The sequence below is a fragment of the Streptomyces sp. NPDC090032 genome (assembly GCF_044748025.1).
Taxonomy (GTDB): Bacteria; Actinomycetota; Actinomycetes; order Streptomycetales; family Streptomycetaceae; genus Streptomyces.
Genome location: NZ_JBIVFF010000007.1, coordinates 447,292 through 471,388, shown reverse-complemented (window position 1 = coordinate 471,388; position 24,097 = coordinate 447,292). Strand labels below are relative to the sequence as shown.

Here is a 24,097-nt window from a genome sequence, read left to right as displayed (position 1 = left end):
AACAGTTCACGCCTCGGCCGGAAGACGGACGGTACCCATGACGGACCACGCGACGACGCCCGGAGCCTCGTCTCACCAGAAGATCGACACGTCGGTTCCGCACTCGGCCCGGATCTGGAACTACTGGCTGGGAGGCAAGGACAACTACCCCGTCGACGAGGAGGCGGGCGACGCGTACAGCGCCGTGTTCCCCGGCATCTCCACCATCGCCCGCAGCAGCCGCGCCTTCCTGCGCCGCAACATCTCGTACTTGGTCACCGAGGCGGGCATCCGCCAGTTCCTGGACATCGGGACCGGACTGCCGACCGGGGACAACACCCATGAAGTCGCGCAGCGCCTCGCTCCCGAGACCAAGATTGTGTACGTCGACCACGACCCGATGGTCCTCGCGCACGCTCGCGCACTGCTCACCTCGACCCCCGAGGGTGCGACCGCCTACGTCGACGCGAACCTGTCCGACCCCGAACGTATCCTCGCGGCGGCCGCCGAGACGCTGGACTTCACCCGTCCGACCGCCCTGATCCTCAGCAACATCCTGGGCCACATGGGCGACTACGAGCAGGCGCGGGCCATCGTCAAGCGGCTGATGGACGGACTGCCGCCGGGCAGCTACCTCTCGATCAACGACGGGTCCCGCGGCATCGACGCGGGCTTCGAGCAAGCCCAGGACGGCTACAACAGCTCGGGCGCCGTCCCCTACTTCCTGCGTCCTGTCGACGAGATCACGGCGTTCTTCGACGGCCTGGAACTCCTGGAGCCGGGCGTGGTCTCGGTGCCGTTCTGGCGCCCCGAATCCACCTCGCCGGCTCCGGAGCTCATCGCCGAACACGGCGGCCTGGCACGCAAGCTCTGAGCTCTTCCGAAAGCGGAGGCGGAACCGGCTATGCGTCCGGGTTGCTCTTCCGCGACCAGGGACCGGCTCCGAGTCGGCGGCGGCCGGAGTCCGTGAGGTCCGCGTCGTCCGCGAGGCCCGGGTCGGGGAACGGGTCGAGTGGCTGTGGGGCAGCGCCTGCTCGCTCCGCAGCCGTGCGGCCTCGTGCGGCCCGCGCAGGCTCAGCGGCCTGGTCACGGCTCGGTCCGGTGCCCAAGGGGCGGCGGGTATGACTCACACGGGAAAGTCTCGCAGGTCGCCGAGCCGCGTTGCACAACACCCTCAGGACAGCGCCCGCTGAAGGCCGGACCTGTCGGCCGCCGCACCCCGGCCACCGGCCCCCGCCGGATGGCGTAGTGCGATGGCAAGGGGGCGGCAACGCCCCTACGTTGCGGCCATGAAGCGATTCGTGGGCTTTTACCCCTGTATTACCAAGTCAGTTGTCGCCTCGTTCGCCGTCGCGGCGATCGCGGTCGCCCCGGCCGGCGGCGTCGCGGCAGCCGTGCCTCGTGACGATGGGGTGGGCGACCAGATCCAGACCGCGCCGGGGACACCGGACGCTCCGGAGCTGTCCGCCCTGTCGTGGACCGTGACCGACGTCGACAGCGGAAACCTGCTCGCGGCCAAGGCACCCCACCTTCGCCTGCCGCCGGCCAGCACCCTCAAGACGCTGTTCGCGGTGGCGCTGCTGCCGCAGCTACCGGCCACCGCCGAGCACACGGCCGTCACTGCAGACCTCGCCGAGGTGGAGCCCGGCAGCAGTCTCGTCGGCGTGCACGAAGGAACCCGCTACACCGTCGGCGACCTGTGGCGCGGCGCCTTCCTCAGTTCCGGCAACGACGCCGTGCACACACTCGCCAGACTGAACGGCGGAACCCAGCGCACGCTCGACCTGATGCAGGCCACCGCGAACCGCCTCGGCGCGCACGACACCTCGGTCCGCTCCCTCGACGGCTTCGACACCCCGGGGCAGTTCTCCTCCGCGTACGACCTGTCGCTGATCGCGAAGGAGGGTCTGCGGAACCCGGACTTCCGTCGCTACTGCGGCACGAAGTCGGCCCAGTTCCCGGCCGCGGGCGGCTCCGACTCCTTCGGCATCCAGAACACCAACCGCCTCCTGGTCGGATCCCATGGTGTGGAGCCCTATCCAGGGCTGATCGGCGTGAAGAACGGCTACACGTCCGAGGCCGGCAACACGCTCGTCGCCGCGGCCACCCGGGACAACCGCACGATCCTGGTCACCGTCATGAATCCGCAGGACCAGTTGTCCAACGCCGTCTATGAAGAGAGCCGGAAGCTCCTGGACTGGGGCTTCGACGCGGCTCCGGACGCCGTGGCGGCGGGGATGCCGCGAGAGTCGGCCTCGCCCGCAGCGCCGAGTCACCCCGATTCGGCGCACCACGGGACCCCCGCCGTGCGGGCTTCCACCACGTCCGAGGACACGTCGTCCGGCCTCGCCCGTCACCTGGGCGCGGCCGCCGCACTCCTCGGCCTCGCCTGCGTGCCCTTCGTCGTCATGGCCGTACGGCGCAGGCGCAGCCGTACCAAGTGACGGTGCGCGCGCACCGGGGCCCGGCGCCGGACAGGCGCACCTCCTCGAATCCGCGCAGAATGAGGAGGTGGCCACGCCCGGCGCAGCCGTGAACCGGCGCGCCCATGGTTGAGGGCGTACGGGCCAGGAGGGTTTCATGGATCGCCCCATCGAACCGAGCGGCGGGCCCGATACGCAGAGTCATCCCGAGGCCGCCGCCCACGTCGCCCTGGCGGTCAACGGCATGGGCACCTTCTCCTGGGACGTGGCCGCCGGGCTGATGCACTACGACGAGGGCGGCCTGGCCGTGATGGGGTTCAGGCCCGGCGAGTTCGACGGCCGCCTGACCACGCTGGGTGAGCGGATGCTGCCCAGCGAACTCCCGGCCATCACGGATCTCGTGGAGCGTGCCCTGGAGGAGCGGTCCGGATTCAGCCTCTACTTCCGGGTACGGCACCCTGAGGGGCGGCTGCAGTGGACACATGCGCAGGGCCACATCGTCCGGGACGACCACAGCCGTCCCCTGCGAGTCATCGGGATCATCCGTGACGCGAGCCAGGAGCTGCGGGCGGTGGACCAGACCGAGCTGCTGCGGCAGGCCCGGGAGGAGCGCCGCCGTCCGTCCGACGTCGTCGTCCATGTCAGCGACGCGCTCGTGCCGACCGTCACCGTGGAGGACGTCGCGGACGCCCTCACCGACTCGCGGCTGATGGAGCGGATCGGTGCCTCCAGCGTCATCCTGGGCCTGATCGACAACGGCCGCATGGAACTGGTGGGCTCCAACGGAGTCCACGAGGACCTCATCCACGACTTTCACCTGGCGCGTCTGAGCGACCCGCTGCCGCTGACGGAGGCGGCCCGCTCCCGCGAGGCGGTGTTCGTGACGAACAGGCTGGAGTTCATCGCGCGCTTTCCTGCGCTGACGCCGTACCTGTCGCAGTTTCCCGAGGCCGCGGCAGCGGTGTATCTCCCGCTGATCGCCCAGGACACCCCGATCGGTGCCGTCGGGCTCACGTACGAGGGCCGGGCCAGCTTCCCGCCGGAAGAGCGCACCGTGCTGACCGCGCTCGGCAAAGTGATCGCCCAGTCGCTTCAGCGGGCGCTTCTGTACGACCAGGACCACGAGCTCGCCGCGGGGCTGCAGACGGCGATGCTCCCCGGGATCCTGCCGCACGTGCCCGGGGTGCACCTCGCGACCCGGTACCGGCCCACCCGGGCCCGGGGCGGCATCGGCGGGGACTGGTACGACGCCCTGACGCTGCCCGACGGACGGATCGCCGTCGTCGTCGGCGACGTACAGGGCCACGATGTGACGGCCGCCGCCGTGATGGGGCAGCTGCGCATCGCTCTGCGCGCGTACGCCGCCGAGGGGCATCCGCCGTCCACGGCCATGGCGCGAGCTTCCGCCTTCCTCGCCGAACTCGACACCGACCGCTTCGCGACCTGCCTCATGGCTCTCGTCGATCCGCTCACGGGGATGACCTCGGTGGTGCGTGCGGGCCATCCGGAGCCCGTGCTGCGCGCCGCCGACGGAAGCTGTGCCTGGCTCGACACGCCTGGTGGCCTGCCCCTCGGCCTCAACACGCCCAGTGGCCAGCCCGCGTACCCGGTCCTCGAGACGCTCATCGAACCCGGCTCGACTCTGGTGCTGTGCACCGACGGGCTCATCGAGTCGCGGGCCGAGGACATCGACGAGGGGCGTGAGCGGCTCCTCGACGCGCTGCGGGCAGGGCCCGGACAGCCCGACGCCCTCGCCGACCACCTGCTGGACACCATGGCCGCCTTCACCGGCGAGGAGGACGACGTGGCGCTGCTGGTCCTCCAGCGGTCCCGGGGGAAGGCGGCCCCGGCACCCCGGATGGAAGCGGTCATCTCCCCCACGGACCCCGACGCGCTGCGCAACGCACGGGTCGCGTTGCGCGACGCGCTGCACAGCTGGTCGCTGGAGGCTCTCAGTGACACGGCGGAGCTCCTCGCCTGCGAACTTGCCACCAATGCCCTGCTGCACACCGACGGCAGCGCCACCCTGACGGCCAGACCCGTACGGCACAGTGGCCGGGGCCTGCGTCTGGCCGTCAGCGACACGTCGACCGCGTCGCCCCGGCGCCGCGCCGCCCCCGAACGTGCCACCTCCGGCCGCGGCATGATGCTCATCGAGGAACTCGCCACCGCCTGGGGCGTCGAACCCCGCGGCAACGGCAAGACGGTGTGGTGCGAGCTGTCCCTCGATCTGGTCTGACAGGCGTCAAGTACCGCTAGCGCAGGGTGATGTACGGCTCGAAGGCGTCCAGCAGCAGCTCGCGCATCCGTGCCGCGTCCATGTCTCCCGTCCCCGCGAGGACCTGGATGGCCATGCCGTCGACCATGCTGGTGAAGCGGCTGGCCATGGCCTCCGCGTCCGCGCCCCGTGCCATCCCTTCCCGCTGGCAGGTCCGCAGCAGGTCGAGGACGATCTCACGCCAGCGGACGTGGACGCCCTTCTGCCCTTCCCTCAGGGTCGGGTCGAGGATGGCCTCGTTCCACGACTGCACCCACACCGACCATTCGTCGGCGTCCTCTTCGGTGGTCGTCAGCTGCACCTCGATCAGCCGGCGCAGCTTCTCGACGGTGGTGTCGGCCGTTCTGAACTCGTCTTCGAGGCGCGCGTGGAAGCGGTCGGCGTAGAAGACGAGGGCGGCCCGCAGCGCGTCGTCCTTCGTCGGGAAGTGGTAGTGGACGGTGCCGGTGCTGGTGCCGCACGCGTGGGCGATGTCGGCGACCCGAACCTTGTGGAAACCGCGGCGGGCGATGAGCCGGGCGGTGGCTTCCAGGATCTGGGCGCGGCGCAGGTCGGCGTCCACGGCGTCGGCGCGGCGGCGGACGGGCTGCCCGCCGTCCGCCGCCCCGCGCGCGACGGGCGGCCTTCCCGCGCCGGTCCGCAGATACCGCTGGGACACCTTGCCGACCTGGGCGATCGCGGCGACCTCGTGATCCTTGAGACGGCGGTTGCCGCGCAGGGCCTTGGACAGCGCGGTGGGATCCATGCCCACGCGATCGGCGAACTCCCGCTGGCTGATGGGCGCCGAAAGCACCACGAGCCGCGCCCGCTCCGCCAGGGTCGCGGTGTCGTCCGCGACGCCCTCCGCCCCGCCCTGGATCGACGTCATCGCGCTGGGTCCGTTCAGCCTTCCGCTTGGGTCGAGAGTGCCGACACGACCTCGTCGGCCGCTCGCAGGCCCGACGAAATGGCGCCGTCGATGTAGCCGTTCCACACACTAGCCGTCTCGGTTCCGGCCCAGTGCACGGTCCCGGTGGGTTCCCGCCAGCCGCGCCGGCCGTATCCCCTCCAGCCGCCGGGAGTTACGTACGCCTCGTAGCCGCCCTTGGCGAAGGTGTCCTGCGACCAGTTCTTCTCCGTGTAGTCGAGCGGGCGTGCCGCGCGCTCACCGGCCACGGTGGTGAAACTGGCCAGTACGGCCTCGCGGCGGCGAGCGTCGTCGAGGTCGCTCCAGTCGGTGACCCGGTCGCCGTACACGAAGCCGACGAGCACGCCCCGGGAGGCGTCGTCCGGGGAGTTGTCGAACACGACACCCACCGGCCCGTCGTCGTAGAGCGTGGCGACGCCGGAGAGTCCGGCGTCGCGCCAGAACGGGGAGTCGTACACCGCGTGGACCTTGGCGACGCGCCCCATCGGGCTGTGGGACAGCCAGCCGTCCCTGCTGACGGGGAGTCCCGGGGTGAAGTGGATGGTGCGGACCGCTTGGGGCGGCAGCGCGACGATCACCCTGCGGGCCTCCAACACGGTGGACTCGGTCCGGACCCGGACACCGTCGGCGTACTCGATCGACCGCACCTGCTCACCGAGCCGGACGCGTTCGCCGAGCAGGTCGGCGACGGCGCGGGCCGGGCCGGCGGCGCCGGTGACGAAGCGGCTGTCCTGGGCGCAGTCCCGTGTCTCCATGAGCTGCTCGTACCCGCCGGCACAGGCGATGTAGAACAGCACGTGGAACAGGGAGATCTCGTCCGGCTCCGCGCACCACAGGCCCTGGACGGCGAGCGCCAGGCGGCGCCGGGCGTCCGTGTCGTGGGTCTGCTCGCGGAAGAACGACTCGGCTGTCTGGGCGTCCCACTCGGTGAACCGGGGTGTCCGCCAGGGCTGTTGGGTGTCCACGGTCCGGGCGAGGGCGTCCAGGACTTCGCTGACGCGGGTGTACTCCGCGATGCCGGGGCCGTCGGACGGTGCCGCGCCGAGGTAGGGGACGGTGCTGCCGTCGTGCCACACCTCGACGTGCTTTCCGGTCTCCCAGGTCGGGAAGGTGGCGCAGCCGAAGCGGTCCGCGAGGGCGAGCAGGTGTGTCTGGGTCGGGCCGACCCACTGTCCGCCGTGATCGAGGGTCACGCCGGCCTCCCGGATCTCGGAGAGTACGCGGCCGCCCACCCGGTCGGCGGCCTCGACGAGCGTGAAGTCGACTCCCGCGTCGTGGAGTTGAAGAGCTGCGGCCAGTCCCGCGTAGCCGCCGCCCACGACGACGACCTCGGTTTCGACCAGGTCCATTTCGGTCTGTTCCCACATGGCCGCAGAGCATGTCGCAAGACTGATGCGTCAGTCAATCGTTGCGATGAATCCGTCCGGAAGTCTTGACACGCCTCCCCTCGCCAGCATCATTGACCCACGCATCAATCTTGCGAATCGCCGCCCACCCCGGACAGGGGGTCCGCCCATGGCAACGTCACCTGACACCACCTCGGAAGCCGCACCCGACAGCTCGCAGGAAAAGGGCCTGCGCACCGGTGCGCTCGGCATGACGACGAGCCTGATCCTCTCGGTGGCGTCCGCCGCCCCCGCCTACAGCCTCGCCGCGACGCTCGCGTTCATCGTCGCCTTCGTCGGATTCCAGGCGCCGTCGATCGTCGTGCTCGCGTTCGTCCCGATCCTGTTCGTCTCCTTCGGCTACGCCGCTCTCAACCGCCAGGAGCCGGACTGCGGAACCATCTTCACCTGGGCCACCCGCGTCCTCGGCCCGCGCGTCGGCTTCATGGGCGGCTGGGCCATCATCACCTCGTTCACCCTGGTGATGGCGAGTCTGGCCCAGGTCGCCGGCCAGTACGTGTTTATCCTCTTCGGCGCGAAAGGCATCGGGTCCGACCCGTCGAGCCCCTGGGTCCTCCTGGCGGGGCTCGGCTGGATCGCCCTCATGACGGCCGTCTGCTACCGCGGCATCGAAGTGGCCGCCGCCGTCCAACGCGCCCTGCTCTTCCTCGAGTTCGCGATGCTCGGGGTCTTCTCCGTGGTCGCCCTCGTACGGGTCTACACCGGGCACGCCGGTACCGGCGCACGGCAACCGCACTGGTCCTGGCTCAATCCGTTCGAGATCTCCTCACCCAGCGCGTTCGTCAGCGGCCTCGTGCTGATGCTGTTCATCTACTGGGGCTGGGAGACCGCGCTCACCGTCAACGAGGAGACCACCGACCGGCACCGGACACCCGGCATCGCCGCCGTCTCCTCCACGGTCATGCTGCTCGTCCTCTACCTCGTCGCGACCGTGGCGACCCTGGCCTTCGCCGGCATCGGCACGACCGGCACCGGACTCGGCAACCCCGACAACTTCGGTGACGTCTTCTCCGCGATCGGCAGGGCCGTCTTCGGCGACAGCGGCTTCGGCTCCTTCCTGTGGCATCTGCTCGTCCTGATGGTGCTGTCCTCCGCGGCCGCGTCCACCGAGACGACCGTGCTCTCCCTGGGGCGCACGCTCCTGGCCATGGGAGGCCGCGGCGCCGCGCCACGCGTCTTCGCGAAGGTCCACCCGCGCTACTCGATACCGCAGTTCAGCACCATCGCCACCGGAGTCGCGGGGGCGGTCTGCTACGTCGTCATGAACTTCCTCAGCCACGGGCAGGTCATCGGCGACGCCGTGTCCTCCTGCGGCCTCATGATCGCGTTCTACTACGGCCTCACGGGCCTCACCTCGGCCTGGGCCCACCGCACCCGATGGCGGCGCACCGCCGCGGACTTCTGGCTGCGCCTCACCCTGCCCGCCATCGGCGGCCTGACCCTCGTCGCGGCCGGCTTGTGGAGCCTGAAGAACGACTGGGACCCGGCGAACAGCTACACGTCCTGGACCCTCCCCTTCACACCCCACTGGCGCGTCGGCGGAGTCTTCGTCATCGGCGTCGGGACGCTCCTCCTCGGCTACCTGCTGATGCTCACCTACGCGCGCATCGCACCGCGGTTCTTCACCGGGGCGCCCCGGGAGGCCGAAGCCGCCGCCGAGCGCCCGTCCCCGCAGACCGTCCCCCGGTGAACTTCTCAACCCCTCAGTGACCCTGCCACCACGGAGCTCGCCATGCCCTACCCCGTACGCGACGCGCTCGGCCTCTCCGCCGAGCAGCACGACTTCATCCGGCTCGCCCGCGACTTCGCCGCGGCCGAGATCCGCCCCCGCGCCCGCGCCGTCGACGATGCCCAGACCGAGTCGCCGCTCGACCTGTGGGACAAGGCAGCCAGGACCGGCCTGGCAGCCTTCATGATCCCCGCGGCGTTCGGCGGCGGCGGAGTGACCGACATGGTCACGCAGGTGCTCGTACAGCAGGAGCTGTGCCACGGCGACATCGCCATCGGGAACCTGCTGACCTCCAGCGGCTTCTTCGCCGATCCCGTCCTGGAACTCGGCACACAGGCGCAGAAGGAGCGGTGGCTGCGGCCGCTCACCACCGACACTCCCCCGTTGACCGCGCTCGCCGTCACCGAACCCGACCACGGCTCGGACGCCGCCGGCATTCGCACCCGCGCGGTGCGCGACGGCGACCACTACGTGCTCAGCGGTCAGAAGGCCTGGATCTCCAACGCCCCTTACGCACAGCGGTTCGTCGTCTTCGCCACGGTCGACCCGTCGCTCCGCTCACGCGGCGTGACCGCGTTCGTCGTCGACCGGGACACGCCCGGACTGACCGTGGGCAAGCCGATGCGCAAGATGGGGCAGCGCGCCATCGTCAACGCCGAGGTGTTCCTCGACAACGTACGGGTCCCCGCCGCCGACCGGCTCGGCGCCGAGGGACAGGGCTTCCTGGGCCTGATGCGCACCTTCGACGCCTCCCGGATCCTCATCGGCGCGTCCTGCGCCGGCCTGTGCCGGGCCGCTCTCGACCTGGCCGTGGAGTACGCCCAGGAGCGCGTGCAGTTCGGCGTGCCCATCATCGAGCACCAGGCGGTGGCGTTCCGGCTCGCCGACATGGCGACCCGCGCCGACACCGCCCACCTGGTGACGATGCGCGCGGCGCGCCTCTTCGACCAGGGGGAGAAGGTCACGGCGGAGTCGGCGATGGCGAAGCTGACCGGCTCGGAGAACGCCATGTTCAACACGTGGGCCGCCGTGCAGACGCTGGGCGGCTGGGGCTACTCACAGGAGTTCCTGGCCGAGAAGTGGATGCGGGACGCGAAGCTGGAGGAGATCGAGGAAGGCACCTCCGACATCCAGCGGCTGGTCATCTCCAGGGCGCTCGCGAAGTCATGACCACTCTCGACGTCTTCCGCGCCCCGGAGTCGGTCGCCGTCGTCGGCGCCACCGACAATCCGGCCAAGTGGGGCCACTGGCTCGCCCGCGGCGCCGTCGCGGGCGCGCACCGGCGCCACGTGCACCTGGTCAACGCGCGCGGCGGCGAAGTCCTCGGCCGTCGCAGCCACCCGAGCCTCGACACGCTCCCCGAGGTTCCCGATCTCGTCGCCTTCGCCGTCCCCGCCTCCGTCCTCGCCGGCGGAGTCCGCGATGCCGTCGCGCTCGGCGTGCCCGGCCTGCTCGCGATCACCGCGGGCGTCGAGGACGAGGCCGCGATCGGTGACGTGATCGCGGCGAGCGGGACCCGGATGCTCGGGCCCAACTGCCTGGGTCTCTACGACGCGTCGAGCGAACTGGAGCTGGCCTGGGGCCGGTTCACGCCCGGCGCTCTCGCGGTCGTCTCGCAGAGCGGACAGCTGGGCCTGGAGATCGCGGGGATGGCCGCGGACGCCGGCATCGGTGTCTCCAGGTTCGTCTCCGTCGGCAGCCAGCTCGACGTGTGCGCCGCCGAACTGCTCGCCGACCTGGCCCACCACGAAACCACCCGCATCGTCGCCGTCTATCTGGAGAGCTTCGGCGACGGCGAACGGCTGTTGGACGCACTGGACCACCTGCGCGAGGCGGGCAAGCCGGTGCTCCTGCTGACCGTCGGCGCCAGCAAGGCCGCGCGACAGGCGGCCCGTTCGCACACGGGCTCCATGACATCGGGCATCGACGTCGTGGACGCCGCCTGCCGCACGGTCGGCGCCGTACGCGTCGACACACCGGCTCAACTCATCGACACAGCACAGCTGTTGATGCGGTGCGCACCTGTTCGGGGGTGCCGGATCGCGATCGTGACCGACAGCGGTGGGCAAGGGGCCGTCGCCGCGGACACCGCGTCCCGGCTCGGCCTGACCGTCGCCGAGTTCCCCCCGGAGGTCCAGGAGCGCCTGGCGGACCGGCTGCCGTCGCACGCCGCGGTCGCGAACCCCGTCGATCTCGCGGGCGCGGGCGAGGAGGACATTTCCACGTACGCGTCGACACCGGCCGTCCTCGCCGACACCTGCCTCACCGACGCCATCGTGCTCAGCGGCTACTTCGGCAGCTACGGCCGCGACATCCCCGAACACCAGGCGGCCGAGTCGGAGGTCGCCCGGGCCATCGGATCACTGGCGGCCGAGCGGGCGCTGCCGATCGTCGTCCACTCGATGGCCGAACACACCGACACGGTAAGCGAGTTGCGCTCGGCCGGAGTGCCTACCTTCACCGACATCGAGGCTGCGCTGCGGGCGGTGGAGACAGCGCACCGCTTCACTCAGGCACCCCGGCCGCGCATACGGCACGCGTCCGCCGCGAAGTACCGAGTCGCGCCGGGTGCCGGATATTGGGCCGCGCGCGGGCTGTTGGCCGATGCGGGCGTCCCGTTCCCCGCCGCGCTCCACATCGCGCCGGGCTCGCCCGATCCCCGCGCGGCGATGCGGTCCCTCTCGGCTCCGCTCGTCCTCAAGGCCGACTGGCTGGAGCACAAGACGGAGCACGGCGGCGTCGCGACCGGACTTCACGACGCCGACGCGCTCGGCGCCGCCTACGACGACATGGTGGCGCGGCTGGGGTCCCACGGCTACGTGGTCGAGGAGATGGACCGGCGCGCCGACGTGGTCGAGGTGATCGTCGCCGCCCGGCGGGACCCGTCGTTCGGCCCGGTCGTCGTGGTCGGCGCCGGTGGAGTACAGGCCGAGCTCACCCAGGATCTCGCTCTTGAGCTGGCTCCGTGCTCCCACGACACCGCGCGCGAGATGATCCGCCGGCTCCGCTCATGGCCACTCCTGTCCGGCTGGCGCGGCAGCCGCCCTGTCGATGTCGACGCCCTGGCGGCAGTCGTCGTGGCCGTCTCCCAGCTGATCGCCGACCGTGGCGACCTCGGCGAGATCGAGCTCAACCCGGTCCGCGTCTCCCCGGAAGGAGTCCTCGCGGTCGACGCCCTCGTCATAGCGACAGCGGCGCTCGACAGTCCTCCCCGTCCATGACCGCGTCCGGCCGGCGACCACCGGCCGGAACCCGGTGTTCACAAACTCGACCACGTAGAGGTCTAGCCCCAGACCATTAAGTGTCGGCACTCTTGCGCCCGTTGTGTTCGGACGTACGCGTGAGACAAGGGTGAACCGATGACACCGATCAGCCGCAGAGGCTTTGTCGCGCTGGGCGCCGGGATCGCGGCCGGCGCCGCGCTGCCCGCCACCAGGGCGGGCGCAGCCACCACGGGCACCGTCAAGGACGTCAAGCACGTGGTGATCCTCATGCAGGAGAACCGCAGCTTCGACCACTACTTCGGCCGCCTCAAGGGTGTCCGCGGGTTCGGCGACCGCAGCGGCATCACGCTCTCCGGCGGGCAGTCCGTCTTCAACCAGCCGAGCTGGATCGGCCGCCAGTACCCGTGGAAACTCAGCTCCACCCCGGCCGCGGGCGGCGTGGACGGCGAGACGCTCGCCCAGTGCAACGGCGACCTGCCGCACAGCTGGTCCTCCCAGCACTCCGCGTGGAACAAGGGCCGGCTCGACCACTGGGTCGTCGGTGTCGGCAACGTACGCAGCCTCGGCTACCTGGACCGCGGCGACATACCGTTCCACTACGCGCTGGCGGACAACTACACCATCTGCGACGCCTATTTCAGCTCCACCCTGAGCGCCACCGGACCCAACCGCACCTACCTGTGGAGCGGCAAGGTCGACGGCTCCAGCTACGACGGCGGCGACGAGTCGGGGCTGACCTGGGAGACGTACGCGGAGGCTCTCCAGCGGGCGGGTGTCAGCTGGAAGGTCTACCAGAATGCCAATGACAACTACGGCGACAACGGTCTCGCCTACTTCTCGAAGTTCGCCGCTGCCAAGCCCGGCGACCCGCTGCACGACCGGGGCATGGCCTCCGTCCCCGCGGTGACCGGTTCCACGCCCGACGACATCGCCGCCGCGATCAAGGCGGACGCACTGGCCGGCACACTCCCCCAGGTCTCCTGGGTCGTCGCCAACCAGGCGTTCTCCGAGCACCCCTACGCCCCGCCCGGCGACGGAGCCCACTTCGTGGACCTGGTCTACCGCGCCCTGGCGGCCTCCCCCGAGGTCTTCGACTCGACCGTGCTCTTCCTGAACTACGACGAGAACGACGGCTTCTTCGACCACGTGCCCCCGCCGTCACCTCCCGCCGACACGGCCGGCGAGTTCCTGAACGGAACCCCCTTCGGTCTCGGCTTCCGCGTGCCGATGGTCGTCATGTCGCCCTGGACCAGGGGTGGTTGGGTCTCTTCGGAGGTCTTCGACCACACGTCCGTCCTGCGGTTCATGGAGACCTGGACGACTGCCCTCGGCACCCCGGCGACCTGCCCCAACATCAGCGCGTGGCGCCGCAAGGTGACCGGCGACCTGACCGGCGTGTTCGACTTCACCCGGCCCGTGTACGGAATGCCGTCAGGCCTGCCCGCCACCAAGGTCATCGGGTACGACACCTGCGGACCGCTGCCCAACCCCGCGCCGCAGACGAACGCCCTGCCCACCCAGGAGCCCGGCACCCGTCCGGCGCGCGCCCTGCCCTACCAGCCGAACGGCAACCTGGACCACTTCGAGTTCGGCGCGAGTGGCAAGATCCTCGCGTGGTTCTCCATGGCCAACCAGGGCAGCCCGGCGCGCAGCGCCGCCCACCTCTCCATCCACCCGAACGCCTACCGCGACACGACGCCGTGGCAGTACACGGTCGACGCGGGCGGCACGGCCACGGACTACTTCAACATCGGCACGGGGTTCGGATCGGGCGCGTACGACATCACGATGGCGGGGCCGAACCGCTTCCTGCGCCGCTTCCAGGGCGATGCCACGAAGGCCGGCAAGGCGATCGAGGTCGCGGCCCGGTACGCCGTCGAGTCCGGTACGGGCAAGCCTGCCATCTGGTTCAGGATGACCAACTCGGGCTCCGGGGCGGCGCAGTTCACCATCACGTCGAACAACTACCGCTCGGACGGCCCGTGGAACTACACGGTCCCCGCCGGTGGCTCGACGGAGGACTTCTTCAACGCCGTGGCGAACCAGAACGGCTGGTACGACTTCACGATCACGTCCAGCACGGACACGACGTGGTCCCGCCGCTACACGGGCCACATCGAGACCGGCTCGGCGTCCGTCAGCGGCTGATCGCCTTGAACCACTGATCTCCCTGAACCGCTGATCCCCCTGGCCGCACTCGCGGCGACCGGTCGGCCGGGAGCACCCGGCCCGCCTCGATCCCGGCTCCGGCCGACCGGTCCGCGACTACAACTGATCGCTTCTGACCGTTTCTTGCGAGGGGCTGTGACCGAGAGCGGCCGCACGGCAAGATGGGCCCGTGGTAGGCAACCTCCCCGTCATGACGACCAGTTTCGTGGGCCGCGACAGCGAACTGGCCGCCATCGGACGGGCATTGCAGGAACACCGGCTGGTCACCCTCACCGGCGGCGGCGGTGTCGGAAAGAGCCGGCTCGCGCTGCGCGCCGCCGAGGAGGCACGGGACGCGTACGCGGACGGTGCGTGGTGGGCCGACCTCTCCCATCTCTACGACGACCGTCTGTTCACCGCCACCGTCTCCGACGCCCTCGGCCTCCTGGACCACAATCCGCGCGCCCCGATCGAGGCGCTGAGCGAATGGCTGGCCGGGCGGCGTGTCCTCCTCGTCCTCGACTGCTGCGAGCGCGTCCTCGATGCCTGCTGGGACCTGGTGACCGCCCTCCTCGCGGCCGCCCCGCACCTCACCGTCCTCGCCACGAGCAGGCAGCCCCTCGGCATCCAGGGCGAGCACCGCATCGAGGTGGCGCCCCTCTCCACGGGCGACGAAGAGGGCGGCTCCGACGAGGCGGTGCGCCTGTTCCGTGAGCGCTGCGCGACGGCCGCGCCCGACGTGCCGCTCGACTCCCCCGGTGCCGCCGAGACGATCTCCCGTATCTGCCGCCGCCTCGAAGGCATCCCCCTGGCGGTCGAGCTGGCCTGCGCACGGCTGCGCGAGAACAGCCTCGACGAGATCGCCGAGCGGCTGACCTCACGGCTCGACACCCTCGTCGACGACACGATCTGGCCCAAGCGCCACCGCGCCCTGCGCACCGCGATCGGCTGGAGCCACGAGCTGTGCGCCCCTCTCGAACGCCTCGTGTGGGCCAGGCTCTCCGTCTTCCACGGCCCCGTCGACCAGGCGGACGCCCAATCCGTCTGCGCCGGCGACCCCCTCGGCGCCGACGAGATCCCCACGATCCTCGAACGGCTCGCCGACCAGTCGGTCCTGCAACGGGACGGCACCCGCTACCGGATGCTCGACACGGTGCGCGAATACGGCGCCCTGTGGCTCGATGAGCTCGGCGAGCAGCACACCCTGGCCGAGCGCCACGCCGCGCATTTCGCCGGGATCGTCGAGCAGGCCGAGGCCGGCTGGCTCAGCGACCGGCAGGTCGCCTGGTACACCCGCATCTCCGACAGCCACGCCGACGTACGCGCCGCACTCGACCACCTCTTCGTCCAGGACGCCGAGACCGCCGTCGACATGGCGGGACGCACCGGCCTGTTCTGGCCCTGCTGCGGTCACCTGCACGAGTCCCGTGACTATCTGGAGCGCGCCCTCAGGCTCGACACGCCACAGGGCCCCTCCCGCACCCGCGCCCTGTGGGCGCTCGGCATCACCCTCACGCTCCAGGGCGACCACCAGAGCGCCCTGCGCGTCGGCGAGCAGTGCGCCCTCGCCGCACAGCAGGACGACACACCCGAATCCGTACTCTTCGCCGCCCACACCCTCGGCCTCACACACCTCATGACGGGACATCCGCAGGACGCGTACGACGTCAGTGAGCACGCCCTGAACACCCGCGCCTGCACTCCGCCGACCGGCGCCCCGCAGCTCTGCTGCCTGGTGATCAGGGCCTTCGCCCTCTCCGCCCTCGGCCGGCTCGACGAGGCGCACGAGAAGGCCACCAGCCTGCGCCGGCTCAGCCACGAGTACGGCGAACACTGGGCGCGGTCCTACGCCGAGCATCAACTCGCCTTCATCAGCCTCCTCCAGGGCCGCCCGCGCGAGGCCGAGATCCACGCCCGCGCCATGCTCATCAGCAAGCACAACCTCAACGACAACCTGGGGATCGCCCTCGGCCTCGACCTGCTCACGGGAGCCAACGCGGCCCAGGGCAACGGCGTCGAAGCCGCCCGCACCTCCGGCACCGGCCTCGCCTACTGGCACATGCTCGGCCACCCGAACCGCGGCACCCCGGAGCTGTCCGAGATCCGCGACCAGTGGGAGCAGCAGGCCCGCAAGGCGGCCGGGGACAACGCATACGACACGGCGTACCGTCGCGCCCTGACCGACGACGCCGAACACGGCCTCGCCCACGCGCTCCAGGGGCACGCCGGTCCCTGAGGTAGGACCATTTGTGTACCCCGGGCCGCCGACACGTCCGCAGGCTCGAACGGCGGCACGGTCCGCCATACGCTCACGCAGTGTTCAACATGCCCGCTCTGGTCAAACGCCTGGTGATCGGCCGTGCCAAACGCAGCGAAGAGCTGGGCGAGACACTGCTCCCCAAGCGCCTCGCCCTGCCGATCTTCGCCTCCGACCCCCTCTCGTCGGTGGCGTACGCGACCCAGGAGATCCTGCTCGTCCTCACCCTGGGCGGGCTCGCCTACCTGCACTTCACCCCGTGGATCGCCGGAGCGGTGGTGGCGTTGATGACGGTGGTGGTGCTCTCGTACCGCCAGGTCGTGTACGCGTATCCGAGCGGTGGCGGCTCCTACGAGGTCGCGTCCACCAACCTCGGTCCTTCGGCCGGTCTGGTGGTCGCGGCCTCGCTGCTGGTCGACTACGTGATGACGGTGGCGGTGTCCGTCGCCTCCGGCGTGGACAACATCATCTCGGCGCTGCCGGCGCTGAACGACCACCGCGTGCTGCTGGCCGTCGGCTTCGTGGCCCTGCTCACCGCGATCAATCTGCGGGGCGTCCGCGAGTCGGGCAACGCCTTCGCCGCGCCCACGTACCTCTTCATCGGCGGCGTGCTGATCATGGTGATCACCGGCCTGATCCGGTACGCCCTGGGGGACGCGCCGGTCGCCGAGAGCGCCGCGTACGGCATCGTGCCCAAAGCCTCCGACGCGCACCTCGCGGGCCTGGCCCTGGTGATGCTCGTCCTGCGCGCCTTCTCCTCGGGGTGTACGGCGCTGACCGGGGTGGAGGCGATCTCCAACGGCGTACCGGCCTTCCGCAAGCCCAAGTCGAAGAACGCCGCCGCCACTTTGGTGGCCATGGGTCTCATCGCCGTGACCATGTTCGTCGGTGTGACGACGCTCGCGCTGATCTCCAAGGTGCACCTCACGGACGACGCGTGCCGGCTGACGGGACTCGACGGGGACTGCGGGAGCTACACGCAGCGCACGGTCATCGCGCAGGTGGCGGCGGCCGTCTTCGGCGGCGAGCACAGTGTCGGGTTCTTCTTCATCCAGGCCGCCACCGCGCTGGTCCTGATCCTGGCCGCGAACACCGCGTTCAACGGCTTCCCGATGCTGGCCTCGATCCTCGCCAAGGACCGTTTCCTGCCGCACCAGTTGCACAACCGGGGCGACCGGCTCGCCTTCTCCAACGGCATCCTCGCCCTGGCCGTCGTCGCCGCCGCGCTGCTCTGGGGCTTCAAGGCCGATGTCACCAGCCTCATCCACCTCTACATCCTGGGTGTGTTCACCTCGTTCACCCTTTCCCAGCTGGGCATGGTGCGGCACTGGAACCAGGAGCTGGCGACCGAGCACGATCACGTGGTGCGCCGCCGCCACCAGTCCGCGCGGGCCGTCAACGCCCTCGGCGCGTGCGTCACCGGCCTCGTCCTGGTGATCGTGCTCGCCACCAAGTTCACCGAGGGCGCCTGGCTGGCCGTTCTCGCCGCTACGGTGCTGTGGCTGATGATGCGCGGCATCCGCGGCCACTACGACAGGACGTCCGCGGAGCTGGCCGTCGAGGACCCGCACGCCGAACTGGCTTCGCCCTCAAGGGTGCTGGCCATCGTCCTGGTCTCCAGGCTCCACAAGCCCACGATGCGCGCCCTGGCCTACGCGCGGGCGTCCCGCCCCGACCACTTGGAGGCGCTGACCGTGTCGGTCGACCGCGACGAAGCGGCCGCGCTGCGCGAGAGCTGGGACGAGTACGGCATCGACGTACCGCTGAAGGTCATCGACTCCCCGTACCGCGAGGTGACGCGGCCCGTCGTCGAGTATGTGCGCGCCATCCGCCGGGAGAGCCCGCGCGACATCGTCGCCGTCTTCATCCCCGAGTACGTGGTCGGCCACTGGTGGGAGAACCTGCTCCACAACCAGTCCGCGCTCTGGCTCAAAAGCCGCCTCCTGTTCACGCCCGGGGTGATGGTGACGAGCGTTCCCTGGCAGCTCACCTCGTCCGCGCACGCCAACCACCCTGCCCGGCGCGCGCCTGGTTCCGTGCGCCGTGGCGAACCTCAGCGCCCGCGGGCCGGAGCGGGCCGTTCGCGCGGCACCGGGCACAGCTGACGAGCCGTTTACGACCCCGATCCGGGTTCCGCGGGACAGAGGGACGGCATCCCGCCAACTCTGGCGCGAATGAGCGTTGGGTATGCACGAACGAGCAGGTATTCAGGGGGCATGTACCTTCTGCCGATGAAATTTGGACCACTCAACGCAAAAATCGAAGTCCTCGCAGTGGCCCTCGTCCTCTTCGCCGTCGTCTTCCTCTGGTTCAAGCGCTTCCTGCCCCGCATCAACCAGGTGCTGGCCGAGCGCGCCGACCGTACGGAAGGCGCCCTGGAGCGCGCCGAGGCGATCCGCGCGGAAGCCTCGGCCGAGCACGCCGGCGTGCAGGCCCTGCTCGCCGAGGCCCGCCGCGAGGCCGCCAGGGTCACGCAGGCGGCGCGCGAGGAGGGTGCGGCGCTGATTGCCGCCGCTCGCGCGGACGGAATGCGCGAACGCGAGGCGATACTCGCCGACGGCCAGGCCCAGATCGAGGCCGAACGCATCGCGGCGGAGGCCGAACTGCGCCTCACCGTCCCCGAACTGGCCGCCGACCTGGCGAGCCGCATCATCGGGGAGCGCGTCCCGGTCTGACAACGAACCAGGGCCCGGATCCATTGGATCCGGGCCCTGATCGGCAGTAGCGGGGACAGGATTTGAACCTGCGACCTCTGGGTTATGAGCCCAGCGAGCTACCGAGCTGCTCCACCCCGCGTCGGTAGACACCACCGTACGCCATCGGAACAGCTGCTCCTGACCACCACCTGCCAGGACGGCAGGCACCGCTACCGCCAGGAGCTACGCGCCGCTCGCCTTGAGCATGTCGTCACGCTCGACGATCTTCACGCGCTGGCGGCCTTCCGGCTCACCCAGCGCCTTCTCCGCGGCGTCGAGGCGGTACCACCCGTCCCACGTCGTGAAGCGGACGTTCCGCTCGTTGAGGAACGCGTCCACCGCCTCCGGGTCGGGCGAGGCGGGAGTGTGCAGGCGGCCGTTCTCGCGGTCGTCCAGGAGGCTGGCGACCGTCTCGTTGGCGTCGCCCTTGGTGTGGCCGATCAGGCCCACGGGACCGCGCCGGATCCAGCCGGTGACGTAGGTCGACTGCAGGTGCTCGCCGGAGTCCTCGATCACCCGGCCGCCCTGGTCCGGAACGGTGCCCGACGCCAAGTCCCAAGGCAGCTTGGGGAGTTCGTCGGACAGGTAGCCGACAGCGCGGTAGACGGACGTGACGTCCCAGTCCTTGAACTCACCGGTTCCCCTGACGTTGCCGGTGCCGTCGAGAGCGGTCCGCTCGGTGCGCAGGCCGGTGACCTTTCCGTCCTCGCCGAGGATCTCGGTGGGGGACTCGAAGAAGTGCAGGAACAGCTTGTGCGGCCGGGTGCCGACGTCGCGGATGGCCCAGTTCTCGAGCGTCTTGGCGACCATGTCGGCCTGCTTGTTGCCGCGCCGGGTCGCGATCGAGCCGTCGTCGTAGTCGATGTCCTCGGGGTCGACGATGACCTCGATGTTCGGGGAGTGGTCGAGCTCCCGCAGCTCCATCGGGCTGAACTTCGCCTGCGCCGGTCCACGGCGGCCGAAGACGTGGACCTCCAGGGCCTTGTTCGCCTTGAGGCCTTCGTAGACGTTCGGCGGGATCTCGGTGGGCAGCAGCTCGTCCGCGGTCTTGGCCAGGATGCGGGCCACGTCGAGCGCGACGTTGCCGACGCCCAGGACCGCGACCTTCTCCGCTTCGAGCGGCCACGTCCGCGGCACGTCCGGGTGACCGTCGTACCAGGAGACGAAGTCGGCGGCGCCATAGGAGCCGTCGAGGTCGATGCCCGGTATGTCGAGCGCGCGGTCGGCCGTCGCACCCGTGGAGAAGATCACCGCGTCGTAGAACGAACGCAGGTCGTCCAGGCTGATGTCGCCCGGGTAGTCGACGTTGCCGAAGAGGCGGATCTGCGGCTTGTCGAGGACCTGGTGCAGGGCCGTGATGATGCCCTTGATCCGCGGGTGGTCCGGCGCGACGCCGTACCGGATCAGACCGAAGGGCGCCGGCATCCGCTCGAAGAGGTCGATGGACACACCGGGGTCTTCGGCCACCGCGGATTTCAGCAGCGCGTCAGCGGCGTAGATCCCGGCAGGGCCGGCTCCCACAACGGCTACCCGCAGAGGGCGAGGCATGATCAGGTTCCCTTCGTGGCATGGGCACTCGACGGGAAGCCTAAACTAAGGCAAACCTTAGTTAGTAGTCGGGCTGGACCTATGAACCCATAAGGCGGGCTTATGGGCTCCTGCGGGAGGACCTTATGGGTCGCGCCAGGCGTCAAGGGAAGCACATCCGTGACGGCCACGGCGGGCTTCTCGAGCAGGCCGAAATGCGCGTGAGGGGTCTCCACGGCGCTGCCATGCCGCGCCGGTGAATCGTGAACTGACATCAGCTCCTGGAGCGCGGTGCGCCCAGGGGCGACGAACGCGTATTGGATCTGGGGTGCGGCAGCGGGGAGTGGCCCCTGCGGGCCCTCGGCGCGCACCCCCAGCTGCGCGCCGAGGGCGTCGACATCTCCGCGGACGCTCTCGGCCAGGCACGCGAGGCCGCGCGCCCGAGGTGTCGGAGAACGCCTCGCCCTCCATCACCAGGAGGCCGCGGAGTTCCGCTCGCCGCACCCGTTCCTGGTGCTGAGTGTCGGCGCCTCGCATGCCTTCGGCGGCCTGCTTCCCACCCTTGCCGCGACACGCAGGAATCTCGCTCCGGACGGACGCGTCCTGATCGGTGACGGCTTCCGGGAACGTGAGCCGTCACGGGAAGCCGTCGAAATGCTGGGGGACTTCGGCGACTTGGCGACCACCGTGGACCGGGTCGTCACCGACGGATGGACGCCGGTCCACGGACACGTCAGCACGCGGCGCGAACTGGACGACTACGAGTGGGCCTGCTGAGGGTCGCTCGCGTCATGGGCCCTGGACCACCGCGACGACCCGGGCAGCGAGGAGGTACTCGCGACGGCCACGGCGCGCCGCGACGAGTGGCTGCGCGTCTACCGGGACACCTGGGGTTTTGTCAGCCTTGTCCTGCGGCCCACCGACGCGTGACGCGAACGCACCCCCGGCGAAGTCAGTGGTCGGAGTAACTGAAGTCGCCCACGGTCCAGGCGCTCACGTCCTGGATCGCGACGCGGTACATACCGCCCGTCTCGGGGATGCCGACGGTGCCCTGGAGAATGCGGGCCACATGGAAGTGCAGATGGGTGGGCGCGAGGCCACGATCGGGCTCGCCCTCTTCGTGTTCATCGGGCTTCTCGTCGGCGGTGAAGATCTCCGAGAAGGAGCCGAGGTGCTCCGAGTCCGTCAGGACCTCCGAGACGCGTCGCCTCCACACGGCCTCGGGGGCGAGACGTCCGGTGATCACCGCACCGCTGGTGACCACTGTCAGGGACATCTGATTGCTCTGCCCGGACTCGACCATGCCGGCGATGTCGACGAGCAGTTCGTCAGGGTTCGACATGAGAGCGGATTCTAACGGCAGACGCGTCCAGGGACGGCGCCGACGCCCACCTTCCCCAAGGGCTCGGCTTCAGGGCGCACACCTCACGGCCGAGGCCACGGTCGGCCGCCCAGGCGCTCGATGTCCATGTTGAAGCGCCTCAGGTAGGTGGTGAAGGCGGCGATGTCCTCGTCCGCCCAGTCGGTCATGACGCGGTCCAGGCTGCCCACGATGTGATCGCGTTCCTCGTCGAGGACGCGCGCGCCCTTGTCCGTGATACGGAACTTGCGGGCCATGCCGCCCTCGGGATCAGGGATGCGCTCCACCAGTCCGGCGCGCATCGCGGCGGCGGTCTGCCGGTTCAATGTGGAGGCGTCGAGCCCGAAGGCGTCGCTGAGTTCACCGATGGACATCGGCCCCTGCACACGAATGCGGCTCAGCAGGATGTAGGCGCTGCGCTCAAGGGTGCCGCTCTCGGGACGCCCGCCTTTGTGATGCACGAGTCCGTGGCGGCTGAGCAGCATCTGCTCGTACTCGAGCTCGTACGTGGGCCTGGCCATGCGTCTGCCGCCTCCTGCTGTCGTTCCGCGGAGTCGCACCGCGCGTCCGTGTACACCCCCGCGCCAATCGTCGCACAGCCAAATGTAGCTACCACACAATGTGCGCCATACATTAGATGTGTACGATGCACACCCTTACCCCGCCCAAACCCCTCAGTCACCCGAACCCCGCTGACACCCAAGGAGCCCCCTGATGGACGCCCCCCAGCCGACGGCCCGTGCCGGCGGTGTGGTCGCCACCCTGGCCTTCGCCGGCACCACGGCCGCGATCATGCAGACCCTGGTCACCCCGCTCATCGCGGAGCTGCCCAAGATCCTTCACACCACATCGTCCGACGCCGCCTGGGTCATCACCGTGACGCTGCTGGTGGGCGCCGTGTGCGTACCGGTCACCGGCCGTCTCGGCGACCTGATCGGCAAGCGCCCCATGCTGCTGGCGTGCTCGGTCCCGCTCATCGCGGGTTCCGTGGTGTGTGCGCTGTCGTCGTCCGTCGTGCCGATGATCGTCGGACGCGGTCTGCAGGGCATGGGGATGGGCATGGTGCCACTGGGCATCGCCCTCCTGCGGGACGTGGTGGCGAAGGAGAAGCTCAGTTCCTCGATCGCCCTGGTCAGCGCGTCCATGGGCATCGGCGGAGGCCTCGGCCTGCCCATCGCCGCCGCGGTGGCCCAGTACGCCAACTGGCGTGTGCTGTTCTGGGGTTCGGCCGTGCTGGCCGTACTGATCGCCGCGCTGATCTGGTTCCTCGTTCCCGACGTCCCGGCGAGCGCCAGGGGTCAGCGCTTCGACCTGCCCGGCGCGCTCGGACTCGGCGCCGGCCTGGTCTGCCTCCTCCTCGCGGTCTCCAAGGGCGCCGAATGGGGCTGGGGGTCGGCGACGACGCTCATGCTCTTCGCCGCGGCCGTCCTCGTACTGCTGGGCTGGGGCTGGTGGGAGACGCGTACCCGGGACCCGCTGATCGACCTGCGCACCACCGCCCGCCCCCGCGTGCTGTTCACGAACATCGCCTCGGTCTTCGTCGGCTTCGGCATGTACGCGAGCATGCTCGTGCTCCCGCAGCTGCTCCAGTTCCCCGAGGCCACCGGCTACGGCCTGGGCCAGTCGATGCTCGCGGCGGGCCTGTGGATGGCGCCCGGCGGCATCATGATGATGGTCGTCTCCCCGCTCGGCGGGAAGCTCACCGATGCCCGCGGCCCGAAGTTCACGCTCATCTGCGGTGTCCTGGTCATCACCGCCGGATACGGACTGTCGCTCGCGCTGATGGGCTCCGCCCCGGGGCTCATGGTGGTCTGCATGGTCATCAGCAGCGGCGTCGGTCTCGCCTACGGTTCCATGCCGGCGCTCATCATGAGCTCGGTGCCGCTCTCGGAGACCGCCGCCGCCAACGGCTTCAACACGCTCATGCGCTCCCTCGGCACCTCGGTCGGCGCCGCGGTGACCGGCGTGATCCTCTCGCAGATGACCACCACCATGGGCGGCTACAGCTTCAGCTCCGAGGCCGGTTTCCGTACGGCCCTGATCGTCGGCGGAGGCGTCGCGCTCGTCGCCGCGCTGATCGCGGCGGTCATCCCGGCCGTACGTGCCACCCCGGTCGAAGGGGGCACCGAACCGGCTGCAGCCCCCGCCGAGGCCAAGGCATAG

16 protein-coding genes, 1 tRNA gene and 1 pseudogene are annotated in these 24,097 nt (G+C 70.2%); 12 read left to right on the top strand and 6 right to left on the bottom strand.

What is annotated here, in order from left to right; translation table 11 throughout:
* Window positions 1-37 precede the first annotated feature (37 nt).
* The 3 genes from ACIPWY_RS20355 (at window position 38) to ACIPWY_RS20345 (ending at window position 4,641) form a co-directional block, all read left to right on the top strand.
* Window positions 38-853, top strand: a complete 816-nt coding sequence (locus ACIPWY_RS20355; RefSeq protein ID WP_401534195.1) for an SAM-dependent methyltransferase — start codon at window positions 38-40, stop codon at window positions 851-853.
* A 415-nt stretch (window positions 854-1,268) separates the two neighbouring features.
* Window positions 1,269-2,423, top strand: coding sequence for a serine hydrolase (locus tag ACIPWY_RS20350; protein ID WP_362903151.1), 1,155 nt, complete (start codon window positions 1,269-1,271; stop codon window positions 2,421-2,423).
* Window positions 2,424-2,559: 136 nt separating this feature from the next.
* Complete coding sequence (locus ACIPWY_RS20345; RefSeq protein ID WP_362903149.1) at window positions 2,560-4,641, top strand: SpoIIE family protein phosphatase; 2,082 nt, start codon at window positions 2,560-2,562, stop codon at window positions 4,639-4,641.
* 16 nt (window positions 4,642-4,657) lie between these two features.
* Here the strand turns inward: ACIPWY_RS20345 and ACIPWY_RS20340 are convergent, their stop codons facing one another.
* Window positions 4,658-5,548, bottom strand: a complete 891-nt coding sequence (locus ACIPWY_RS20340; protein WP_362903147.1) for a TetR/AcrR family transcriptional regulator — start codon at window positions 5,546-5,548, stop codon at window positions 4,658-4,660.
* Window positions 5,549-5,562: 14 nt separating this feature from the next.
* Complete coding sequence (locus ACIPWY_RS20335; protein ID WP_401534192.1) at window positions 5,563-6,954, bottom strand: flavin monoamine oxidase family protein; 1,392 nt, start codon at window positions 6,952-6,954, stop codon at window positions 5,563-5,565.
* A gap of 148 nt (window positions 6,955-7,102) precedes the next feature.
* Between ACIPWY_RS20335 and ACIPWY_RS20330 the strand changes: the two genes are divergently transcribed.
* The 7 genes from ACIPWY_RS20330 (at window position 7,103) to ACIPWY_RS20300 (ending at window position 19,026) form a co-directional block, all read left to right on the top strand.
* Complete coding sequence (locus ACIPWY_RS20330) at window positions 7,103-8,683, top strand: APC family permease (RefSeq protein ID WP_362903143.1); 1,581 nt, start codon at window positions 7,103-7,105, stop codon at window positions 8,681-8,683.
* Between the two features lie 42 nt (window positions 8,684-8,725).
* Window positions 8,726-9,892 carry an acyl-CoA dehydrogenase family protein gene (locus ACIPWY_RS20325; RefSeq protein WP_401534190.1) on the top strand — a complete coding sequence of 389 codons (1,167 nt, stop codon included), beginning with the start codon at window positions 8,726-8,728 and terminating at the stop codon, window positions 9,890-9,892.
* On the top strand, window positions 9,889-11,943 hold the full coding sequence (locus ACIPWY_RS20320; protein WP_401534188.1) for an acetate--CoA ligase family protein: 2,055 nt from the start codon (window positions 9,889-9,891) through the stop codon (window positions 11,941-11,943). The genes ACIPWY_RS20325 and ACIPWY_RS20320 overlap by 4 nt, the downstream gene beginning before the upstream one ends.
* A 138-nt stretch (window positions 11,944-12,081) precedes the next feature.
* Entirely contained in the window at window positions 12,082-14,094 is a 2,013-nt protein-coding gene (locus ACIPWY_RS20315) for a phosphocholine-specific phospholipase C (RefSeq protein WP_401534186.1), read from the top strand.
* A 211-nt stretch (window positions 14,095-14,305) separates the two neighbouring features.
* Complete coding sequence (locus ACIPWY_RS20310; RefSeq protein WP_362903135.1) at window positions 14,306-16,330, top strand: NB-ARC domain-containing protein; 2,025 nt, start codon at window positions 14,306-14,308, stop codon at window positions 16,328-16,330.
* An 89-nt stretch (window positions 16,331-16,419) separates the two neighbouring features.
* Complete coding sequence (locus ACIPWY_RS20305; RefSeq protein ID WP_401534345.1) at window positions 16,420-18,456, top strand: amino acid permease; 2,037 nt, start codon at window positions 16,420-16,422, stop codon at window positions 18,454-18,456.
* Window positions 18,457-18,582: 126 nt separating this feature from the next.
* The gene (locus tag ACIPWY_RS20300; protein ID WP_401534184.1) at window positions 18,583-19,026 is read left to right on the top strand and encodes a hypothetical protein; all 444 of its coding nucleotides are present in this window, start codon (window positions 18,583-18,585) and stop codon (window positions 19,024-19,026) included.
* A gap of 47 nt (window positions 19,027-19,073) precedes the next feature.
* Here the strand turns inward: ACIPWY_RS20300 and ACIPWY_RS20295 are convergent.
* Window positions 19,074-19,147, bottom strand: a tRNA-Met gene (locus ACIPWY_RS20295).
* Window positions 19,148-19,230: 83 nt separating this feature from the next.
* Window positions 19,231-20,595 (bottom strand): FAD-dependent oxidoreductase, encoded by a 1,365-nt coding sequence (locus ACIPWY_RS20290; RefSeq protein WP_401534182.1) that lies wholly within the window; start codon window positions 20,593-20,595, stop codon window positions 19,231-19,233.
* A gap of 254 nt (window positions 20,596-20,849) precedes the next feature.
* Here ACIPWY_RS20290 and ACIPWY_RS20285 point away from each other — a divergent pair.
* Window positions 20,850-21,504: pseudogene (locus ACIPWY_RS20285) on the top strand (SAM-dependent methyltransferase); the annotation flags it as partial.
* Window positions 21,505-21,526: 22 nt separating this feature from the next.
* On the opposite strand, the gene ACIPWY_RS20280 reads toward ACIPWY_RS20285, so the two are convergent.
* Window positions 21,527-21,916, bottom strand: a complete 390-nt coding sequence (locus ACIPWY_RS20280) for a hypothetical protein (protein WP_362903129.1) — start codon at window positions 21,914-21,916, stop codon at window positions 21,527-21,529.
* An 83-nt stretch (window positions 21,917-21,999) separates the two neighbouring features.
* Window positions 22,000-22,455 (bottom strand): MarR family winged helix-turn-helix transcriptional regulator, encoded by a 456-nt coding sequence (locus ACIPWY_RS20275; RefSeq protein WP_389482920.1) that lies wholly within the window; start codon window positions 22,453-22,455, stop codon window positions 22,000-22,002.
* 193 nt (window positions 22,456-22,648) lie between these two features.
* On the opposite strand from ACIPWY_RS20275, the gene ACIPWY_RS20270 reads away from it, so the two are divergent.
* On the top strand, window positions 22,649-24,097 hold the full coding sequence (locus ACIPWY_RS20270; protein WP_362903125.1) for an MFS transporter: 1,449 nt from the start codon (window positions 22,649-22,651) through the stop codon (window positions 24,095-24,097).